Genomic DNA, 9,080 nt, shown 5'->3' with positions numbered 1-9,080 from the left:
CCCCGAGGACGGCCAGGTCTCTCGAGGGTTTTTTGTGGTGTTTTGGGCTAGCCTTAGCGTTTGTCCTCGTCATCTAGCCACTTGATGAGATAGTGAGCCAGTATCTCAACCGTGATTCCGAGTAAGAGCTCGAAGAAGTAACTCATAGAACAACACCTCCTTTCGCATTAATTTGCGGAAGGTAGCTTCAGCAATTTGTATTATATCACAATAAAAGACTCTAAACTAGAGCCTTTTATAATTTATCTTAAAAATCGCCGTAGCGCTTTAGTTGACTGACGTACTGAGCGATCAAGAAAGCGTAATGCAGAAAATGCAAGCATCCAACCAAATAGTGTTTTTCTCATAGCGTTACCTCCTCACTAAATAGTATACCACAGCTTATTTTTTAGCTGCGATTCCCTTGACGGTCTTCTTTTTGAAAAATTCGATTTTTTCAATCGGAGTCATATTGCGATATGTTTTGATAAAATCACGATAAATCAGATACTTTTTATCAGGGTCAAGTAAGTCATTAAAGAGTTTAATAACTCCAGTTTTAAAGCTATCAATATCCTCAATAACAAGAAGAATATAAGGTGATTTTTGTATTAGATGGATGTTATAGTTATCCTTGAGACGAATTTCTAAAACATTGATAGCCAGGGCATTTGACCAAAACGATTCTCCCTGTTCATCTGAGGTAAAATAAGGCTCAATAATGCTGAGTGGATAGGCTGATGTTAAATAGTTACCAGTGATTTCTTTAAAAACTGACTGTAGAAAGCCCAGTAATGTTTTTCCAGAAAATGTATCAGGTTGTTTAATTTTGTGTACTAAAGGTTTGTTAATATTGTTCATCTTTTTCTCCTTGTTCATTTATTCCATGGTTCTCTTGACAACAAGTAACCTAGTCTTTTTTAGCCTTTGGCAATCGGTCGCCAGCTTTTCAGCCTGACGACTCGACTGTCTTTAGTCTAAAGTCGACTAGCTTGTTATCAAGAGACTTTCACGGCATAAAGTGCTTAAAATATATTTTTTTCAATCATGTTTTTAACACTTCGAGCGACTGACATAATGGTTATTCTTGGTGGTCGTATTTGATTTATGACATGTAACATTCTACTGAATTCTTTAGGATGCATGTAATTTCTTGCTGTTTTGCGCCAAAGCGCAAGTTTTTTGTTTACGGCATTTAATTGCTCACCTAATCGTTTTATACTTTCATTGAGTTTTTTATTTGCGTGTTTTAGTTTATCGACTTCTGATTTTAGCGTACGATTTTCAGATAATATGTGATCACTCTTCATTAGTTTTTTAGCTAAGTTATTCTGTTTAGAAAGTGATTGCTGTAATTGCTGTTCAAGGTTGCTGTTTTCGTGCCTTAGCCTATTATTATCTAGGGCATTTCGGGAGGCTGTATGAAAGAGTCTGTCATAGGTTTCTTTATCCATTTTTAGTTTTCCGTCAAATGTACGTCTGACTAATTTGTCTTTTTTCATTTCTTCAATCTGTAGAGGTTGAAGAGACTCCAAGACAGCTATATCATCTAGTAAAGCATATTTCTCTTTTTCGTGTTGCTTGATTTTTTCTGTAGTTTGCTTTTCCTGTTTTTCTAGTTGCCTTAGTTTTTGGGTTTTATCAACTATCTTTTTATCAGTATCATCTAGTAAGCGTTGCTTTTCTTTAAATTCTGCTGTTTCGAGGTGTTTCTTCTTGCTATCAGACTCCCCACGTTGCAAATTATAGCCATGTTCATTCAGGTATTTAGGAAAAGCCTCCTGGATCTCTTTCAGTTGGTCACGACTGCCAAATAATGACTTCGAGCTTAACTTGCCATTTTGCATAGGCACAAGTCCTAAGTGCATATGTGGCGTACTCTCGTCAAGATGTACCATAGCATAAGCGATATTACTATTACCGTATCTTTCAGCAAAGAAATTTTTTGCTGTTTCAAAAAAGTCCTTAATCCGATCCGGACTCATATTCTCAAAGAATGCCTTGTCTGATGTAATAATCCATTCATTACACAAAACGGCATCTTTACGTAGAGCACGTTTGGATATCTTATTATCGTTGATGTATTGTTTAATCTGCCTATCGTATGGGATAGAGCGGTCACGGTCGGTTAATTCATAGTTTAGGTGAGTCTTTTCTGGGTCAATATCCTTGTTCGAGTGATTTTCAAAAATTCGTTCATTGTGACGATAGGCACCACCAAGATTTCCAGATTTCATTTTTTGCATCCTAGCTACTGCATAACTCATAGCTTGTTCTCCTTTCTCGGCTCAAAGGGTCGCCGAGCTGGTGGCGGAAGATTGCCACCAGGACTAAGTGACCCATAGGGTAGATTTTTTCCTGAAGGATCGGCACGACTTCCATGTAAAGTGTAACGTACTACACTTTACTCCGTAAATGTGCGTTCTCCGAAGGGTCTTGCAGACGGCACATCGCTCCGAATACAGGAGCGACATCGAACCACCTCTCGAGCCACAAGAGGAGTTTCGACTATACTCGCCGAAGCGAGTAGGGCACTCTATCAGTGCCCCAGGGTCGGACGCTTCGCATTGTCCGACAAATGCCGTCAGAAGACGGCAAAGGCTAAAGCTACAAGGAAAGCTATAGATACAGTAGTGAGTGCAAGCATTAAGTAAAATCGATGTTGTTCCAATCGTTCAGCATAATCTGCCCAAGCTTTTAAGTTTTGTTGATCACTCTTCCTATAGCCTTTCAATAGTTGCAAATCTTGTTCTAGTTGTTTGCCTTGTTCTTTAGCCTCCTCTAATTCTTTCTCAAGTTTAATCACATCATTTTCAAAATGATAATCTTCAAGTATTCTAATGCCTATTAAATCAAGGTTTTCAACCTTTTGGTTGTCTAGGTATAAATGACCTTTCAACCTCTCTTTATATTTTGGAGATCGTATCCGTTTATAGATGGATTGACTACTAACTCCCAGGCTATCAGCGTAGTCTTTTATTCTCATTTTAGGCCTCGTAACTCCTTGTTAATACTGGATTTTCAACCAAATGGTTGAAAGCTATTTTTTGTTTCTCTTCCCCCATAATAAGCAAGCTGTTTTTCTAATATTGGTCGTTCATGTTTTAATAAATCTTTCATCAATTTCAGATAGTCAATATCAGATGTTTTATAGGTCTGTAAAAGTTTCTTGTATTTTGTACGTGTGTTTTTACTGACTTTGTTCCAGATTCCTTTATCACGAGTAAGGGCAAGTAAGTAAAGTTGAGCCTCTATGCCTAAACCTTCAAAGTTAAACGGTTTAAAGATAACAGAGTCAATGACTTCAAATATTTCTTCAACCGAGCGACTCCGAAGCTGAAATTCTAAGCGCCACCAATGCTGGAACTGCTGGGCAAATTTCTTGTCTTCATCAGAGCCATTTTCTAATTGTTCAACTTTTTTGTTATAGAGTCTGATTTGCTTTTCTGACCTGGAGGCGCCTAGATATTTAGTTTCTAGTTTTCCATTCTGGTCTCTCCATTCTTTGGTAGCAGTAGGGCGGCCTTTCTTTTCAAGAATAAACTCACTACAATCAACTTCAAATATATCAAAAGCTAAATCGACTCGAGAGATTGCAATATCTTCAAGATATGGTATAATTGTATCTAAGATATTAATATCAATCTGTCGGAGTTTATTGGGGTTAAACTCTATCCTGAAAGGGCGAGCATTAAAGGCTTGTCCTTTTAATTTGTCGTAGTCTAGGAGGAGTCTAACGTGACTTCCGTCCCGAGTGATTGCTCTAAACATATCAGTCATTGCAGTCTGGACGATAATGGCTGTATGACTTTCTATCAAACTTTTGAGATCAAGGAGTTTGATAGGTTTGATATAAGCTGTAATAGTGATGTTGTCCAAGCTAACTTTTAATTCCAAATCAACCTCCTTTCTTGTAGAAGTCGCCTATCGGCGCCTCTTTTTTGTCTGCGCAAAGACCTCCGTAAAATGACATTCTTGGGGGAGCAACCCCAAGCCGACTTCGTCGGACCATTTTCATTTTGCTACGGTCAAACTTGCCAAAAAATGGGTGCAGTAAAATCCCACGAAATGGGAACATAGCGGGCTGTTAGAGGGGCCCGCGTTATAAATTTTGAGAAAGCTCAAAAATTTAGCCTCAAAATATCATTTTCAAAATATTTTCATAGTTGTTTTCATAACTGTTTTAGGACTAAAAATTTTGTAAATCTGAAACAGATTTTTGGAAAAGGTCAACTCTTTCAATCAAAAATACTTCTAGGATTTTTTCGATGATATCTTCAGGTGGGATCTGCTTGTTTTTCTTGTATTTAGAGAATCGGTCTTTAGCTTTTTTGATTTCTCCTAAATCGTCAGACACATCAGCAAATAACAACTTATGTAATTCAAACCAAGGCAATTCAGATTGTTTACGGACAATCTCAAAATTTCTCCAAAAATGTCTACCTTCATCTAGCTCTTCAAGTTTCCTAAATAAGTTCTCTCGTTCTGCTTTACGGTATTCTTTTGGCAAGAGTGTCCCAACATATTCTGGAGTCATGTTCGAATAGATGGCTTCTTTTGTTACAACAATGGGGAGTTTTAAGGAACTATCTACGTCTTTCAAAATCTTTCTAACAAATTGACTAAGTGTAATTTGCGTATTTAACTTATACTTCAACATCTTAGTACTTAACAGTTCAAATATATCAGTTGTTCTAAAAAGCCATTCCATCAGCGTTTTAGTATCGATATCTTTACTTGAGAATACTTGATATTCAAGCTGATAGCTATCCAATCGTGACTGGATAGCCTGATTAAGTGCTGTATCTTTTCCAAAATAAATCTTTATCATTGTTTATACCTCGTTAATATAAATTCTGTACGGTAAGTTGGCACGATAGAAAACTGGAACTCTTTCACGTTCAATAAGATTGCACTCTTCTAAAGATTTTAGGATCCTTATAATTTTCTTATTACCAAAACCAAATATTTTTTCCAAATCTACTATACGATAGTTAAGATAAACATCTCCATTTTCATCTATCCAATTTTTAGTCGGTGCTTCCTGCATTTTATCTAGTAGGACAGTATATACTATAATTGCAGAGGGAGTTAAGCACTTATAAAATTCATCTCGAAAAAGCACTTTTGGAATTAGATAGTTTTCGTCATCGTAATTCATATTTCTCACCTTTCATATTGTTGTAGCCATTGTGCTACCTTGTGTTTATCGTACAAGGTCACTCCATCAATGACCATGTGAGGCATGCCTTCACGTTGCCATTTTATGCACGTTGTCGTTGAGATATCCAACCAACGGCACAAGCCTGCCATACGAACCATAGGTTTATAGAGTTCCTGGTCCTCAAGGGCTTTTTCGATGGCTTTCTGAAGCATGGTATCGTAACGGGCAAGCAACTTCATTTCGGTTGCTTTTGGGAGGTGGATGGTAAAGTTTTCTGTCATATTCTGACCCCTTTCTTAATTTTATAAGCTCCGAATTAAATACACAAATGTGTATCTTGAATTAAATTATAATCTCTTTTGTGTTTTGTGTCAAGAGTTTTTTCTCTTTTGTGTAATTTGTGTTATAATATGTCAAAAAGGAGGATTATTATTTGACAAACTTTCAAACACTTGTTAAAAACAGTAAATTATCTCTTAAAGAAATAAGTGAGGCTACAGGTATAGGCTACTCTACTCTCGGAAATTACAATCAAGGGAGTAGAAGTCCAAATGCTAAAAATGCGCAAATTCTATCAGAATACTTTGGAGTATCTATCCCTTACTTACTAGGGCTTGATGATAATCCTGTATTGAAAGATCCAGGAGCACCTAAAGAAATGATCAAAGATTTCTATAAAGTGTTGACAAAAGGTACAAGTATAGAACATAAAATTACTAAATGGACACCTTTTGGTGATGACCTTGCCATTATACTTGCAGAACTCAATCAGTCAGAGGCATTGTCTGATTACATTGATTTTCTAGCAACTAAAAAAGGCTTCAACCCTGTTTTAGTTAAAGCTGTTAAGGAATTTATAGCTGATGAGAAACAAGGCCTTATTCCTTTCCTGATTAACAAATCAGGTGCAGAAGACTCTCCCTATCATTATGTCTGGGAGGCATGGGTAAATTCTGACGAATACAAGAGACGGCAAGAAGAGAAGAAGAGTAAGAAATAACTGACAATCATGATTTCTTTATTTTATAAGCTCCGAAACCTTAAAAAATAAAGGAGAAATTAGAATGTCTATTATTAAATATAAGGCTAAAAAGTCTAAATCAGGGTATCTTTATAAGGTCAGAATCTACAGGGTGATTGATGGCAAACGTCAGGACTTCTTTAAAAGCGGTTTTAAGAGCCTTAGAGAGGCTAGACAGTATGAAGCTATGATTTACCACAAAAAAGCGTCAGGCGACCTCTCAGGGCTTCTGAGAGCCTCTGAGAGACGTTTTGATGAAGTTTTTGAGGAATGGTTCAAAACTTATCAAAATACAGTAGAGAGGACGACAAGTGTCCGTACAGATGACTTGTTTAGAATTCATATCTTGCCAGTTCTTGGAAAGACGAAAATTTCCAAAATTACTCCTTGGCAATGCCAGGACTTTATTACCGAGAAAGGTCAGACTTTTAGAAATATCAAACAGGTCAAATCCTACACTAGTCAAGTGTTTGATTTTGCTTTGAAAATGAAATTGATTACAGACAACCCAATGAAACAAGTGATACTCCCAAAAAGAGAGCGGAAGAAGTCAGATAACTTCTTTAGCGTTGAGGAGTTGCATGAGTTTTTAGCCATTATTAAGGCAGAAGAGCCTTATAAAAACTATGCCTTATTTCGTTTGTTGGCTTATAGTGGCTTAAGGAAAGGGGAGTTGTATTCTTTGAGGTGGTCTGATATTGATTTTGATAATCAATTACTTTCTATCAGCAAAAATCTAGGTAGAATCAAAGGGAAAGCAGTTGAGAAAAGCACTAAAAACAGGTTTTCCATACGGCAAATCCCTTTAGATACTGAGACAGTCTTGATTTTGAAAGAGTGGAAACAAAAGAGCAGAAAAGAAAAGGGGCAACTGTCAGTTACCCCATTGATTGATAGTGATTATATGTTTACGTTTGTTGGCCGAGATGGAAAGATAGAGCCTTTATACCAGGACTATATCAATAGTGTACTGAAGCGCATTATCAGGAAACATGGCTTGAAGAAGATAACTCCTCATGGTTTCAGACATACTCATGCAACCTTGATGATTGAAGTAGGGGTTGACCCTGTCAATGCGGCCAAAAGATTAGGTCATGCAAGTAGTCAAATGACCCTGGATACTTATAGCCATTCTACAGTAGCAGGAGAGAAGAAAGCTATCACAAAATTTGTAGATTACCTGGATAGTGCAAAAGGTTAGTTTTCCAAGACGGTACCAAAAACGGTACTAAAAATAAAAAAGCCAATTCCAATTTCTTGGAAAAGGCTTTGTATCAACGTTTTTAAGCAATAAATGCGGTTGATTATTTGAGACCGTATTACCTCTAAGAGCGGGATATATCCAGTTATTTGTGCATTATTTTAAAGATATTTTTAAACTTTTAAAGCTTTCAAAACCACTTCGAGTATATCTTCCTGTTCATCAGATTCTGGGTAGATATCCCATCCTCTGTCATAAGAAATGATAGTCTTTTCAGCAACATCAACCTCTAATTTGAATACACATCCTAAATCAATACCTACATCAGAAGGTTGGTCACTGACTTTTGCTATGTAATCAACTATTTGTCCGTGATAATGAATCTGCCCTCTGGTCCACATGGTTATTCTCCTCTTATTTTTCTAGGTGTATATTACCGTAGAACAAGAATTTTATCCAGTGAACATAGCCGATTTTCTACCTTTTTTGACATCTTAAGTATATCACAGTCATTTTTAAAAAGCAGTACCATCTTAGTAACAACTTAGTAACAGGGTAGTACCACCTTAGTAACACCCTAGTATCATTAGCCATTTATACTCAAGGTTTTCCCAGCAAAACGGTAATATTCTTTTACTTGTTTTAAGGCTTTTTGTCTATATCGACTAACTGTCATTCTAGAAACATTATGCTTAGGTAGTAACTCATCCCATGTCAATCCAACTAAGACTAAATCAACTACTACATCCCTCATAATTTCATCAACAGAAGAAACAGCAAGTTCAAAGAAATCGAGATCAGTTTTTAAATGACAGTACTTTTCAAACAATGACTCCTGATATTCTCTTTCCTCTGCTAAGAACTTATCATGAAAAGATAGAGCCATATTTTCTGTCCTAACATTTGTTTTACTCGTTTTAACACGTTCTTCATTTGTCTGTCTAGTAGCAAGAGAATAGAGAAAAGCATCCTCTGAAATGGGTTTATAGTTTTCAATCAAGTTCTTTGCAATTATTAAATCTCTTTTTGCATCTTGATAGTGTTGAAAATAGTAGTCTACTTTATCCATATCAACCTCCTACTTGTGCTTTTACTGCTTCAATCAAACGTGATTGTTGTGCGTCCTTAGCAGTTAAAGCTTTTAGAACATCATCATCAATTGTACCTTCCGTTACAATATGCTGAATAATGACTGTGTTTGATTGTTGCCCTTGACGCCAAAGTCTAGCATTGGTTTGTTGGTAAAGTTCAAGAGACCAAGTTAACCCAAACCACACTAAGTGATGACCTCCCTTTTGTAAATTTAGACCATGTCCTGCACTAGCTGGGTGTAGCAAACCAACAGTGATGTTCCCTTTATTCCATTCATGAATATCAGTTTCACTTTTAAGAACTGTACTTTTAACCCTAAGCTTGTTCAATCGTTCTTGAATACGTAGTAAATCATGTTTGAACCAATAAGCAACCAACACAGGTTCTCCATTTGCTGCTTCAATAATATCTTCAAGTGCATCAAGTTTTTGATCATGTAACTTGATAATTTTGTGATCGTCAGAATAAACTGCACCATTTGCCATTTGAACCAGTTTATTGGATAAGCTAGCAGCATTTGCTGCTGTTACTTCAATTTCGTTAGAATCAGAAATAACAGATTCCTTTTTAAACTCTTTATATCTTTTTGCTTCTGCGTTTGTGAGATGGACTGATTTTTTCGT

General features: G+C 36.5%; 11 protein-coding genes and 1 pseudogene. 2 read left to right on the top strand and 10 right to left on the bottom strand.

Annotated features, from left to right (window positions below; translation table 11 throughout):
* Positions 1–381: 381 nt before the first annotated feature.
* From SORDD24_RS07980 to SORDD24_RS07950, 7 genes are all read right to left on the bottom strand, one after another.
* Positions 382–840, bottom strand: coding sequence for a hypothetical protein (locus tag SORDD24_RS07980; protein WP_231082706.1), 459 nt, complete (start codon positions 838–840; stop codon positions 382–384).
* 164 nt (positions 841–1,004) lie between these two features.
* Positions 1,005–2,246, bottom strand: a complete 1,242-nt coding sequence (gene mobV / locus SORDD24_RS07975; RefSeq protein WP_061409375.1) for a MobV family relaxase — start codon at positions 2,244–2,246, stop codon at positions 1,005–1,007.
* Positions 2,247–2,563: 317 nt separating this feature from the next.
* On the bottom strand, positions 2,564–2,965 hold the full coding sequence (locus tag SORDD24_RS07970) for a hypothetical protein (RefSeq protein WP_061409372.1): 402 nt from the start codon (positions 2,963–2,965) through the stop codon (positions 2,564–2,566).
* Positions 2,966–3,000: 35 nt separating this feature from the next.
* Positions 3,001–3,876 carry a replication initiation protein gene (locus tag SORDD24_RS07965; protein WP_061409370.1) on the bottom strand — a complete coding sequence of 292 codons (876 nt, stop codon included), beginning with the start codon at positions 3,874–3,876 and terminating at the stop codon, positions 3,001–3,003.
* A 292-nt stretch (positions 3,877–4,168) separates the two neighbouring features.
* On the bottom strand, positions 4,169–4,810 hold the full coding sequence (locus SORDD24_RS07960; protein ID WP_061409368.1) for a hypothetical protein: 642 nt from the start codon (positions 4,808–4,810) through the stop codon (positions 4,169–4,171).
* 3 nt (positions 4,811–4,813) lie between these two features.
* Complete coding sequence (locus tag SORDD24_RS07955; protein ID WP_061409366.1) at positions 4,814–5,140, bottom strand: replication initiator protein A; 327 nt, start codon at positions 5,138–5,140, stop codon at positions 4,814–4,816.
* 5 nt (positions 5,141–5,145) lie between these two features.
* A complete protein-coding gene (locus SORDD24_RS07950) occupies positions 5,146–5,424 on the bottom strand; it encodes a hypothetical protein (RefSeq protein ID WP_061409364.1) in 279 nt (92 codons plus the stop codon).
* Between the two features lie 152 nt (positions 5,425–5,576).
* On the opposite strand from SORDD24_RS07950, the gene SORDD24_RS07945 reads away from it, so the two are divergent.
* Positions 5,577–6,143: a helix-turn-helix domain-containing protein gene (locus tag SORDD24_RS07945; protein ID WP_061409362.1), complete on the top strand. Its 567-nt coding sequence runs from the start codon at positions 5,577–5,579 to the stop codon at positions 6,141–6,143.
* A 64-nt stretch (positions 6,144–6,207) separates the two neighbouring features.
* A complete protein-coding gene (locus tag SORDD24_RS07940) occupies positions 6,208–7,365 on the top strand; it encodes a tyrosine-type recombinase/integrase (RefSeq protein ID WP_061409360.1) in 1,158 nt (385 codons plus the stop codon).
* Positions 7,366–7,538: 173 nt separating this feature from the next.
* On the opposite strand, the gene SORDD24_RS07935 is transcribed toward SORDD24_RS07940, so the two are convergent.
* The 3 genes and pseudogenes from SORDD24_RS07935 to SORDD24_RS07925 form a co-directional block, all read right to left on the bottom strand.
* A complete protein-coding gene (locus SORDD24_RS07935) occupies positions 7,539–7,766 on the bottom strand; it encodes a DUF7678 domain-containing protein (RefSeq protein ID WP_061409358.1) in 228 nt (75 codons plus the stop codon).
* A 185-nt stretch (positions 7,767–7,951) separates the two neighbouring features.
* Complete coding sequence (locus SORDD24_RS07930; RefSeq protein ID WP_006153945.1) at positions 7,952–8,434, bottom strand: hypothetical protein; 483 nt, start codon at positions 8,432–8,434, stop codon at positions 7,952–7,954.
* 1 nt (position 8,435) lies between these two features.
* Positions 8,436–9,080 (bottom strand): annotated as a pseudogene (locus tag SORDD24_RS07925) (ATP-dependent helicase); the annotation flags it as partial.

The sequence above is a fragment of the Streptococcus oralis genome (assembly GCF_001579175.1).
GTDB lineage: Bacteria > Bacillota > Bacilli > Lactobacillales > Streptococcaceae > Streptococcus > Streptococcus oralis_O.
The sequence above is the reverse complement of the archived record's forward strand: the minus strand, read 5'-3'. Positions and strand labels throughout refer to the sequence as shown.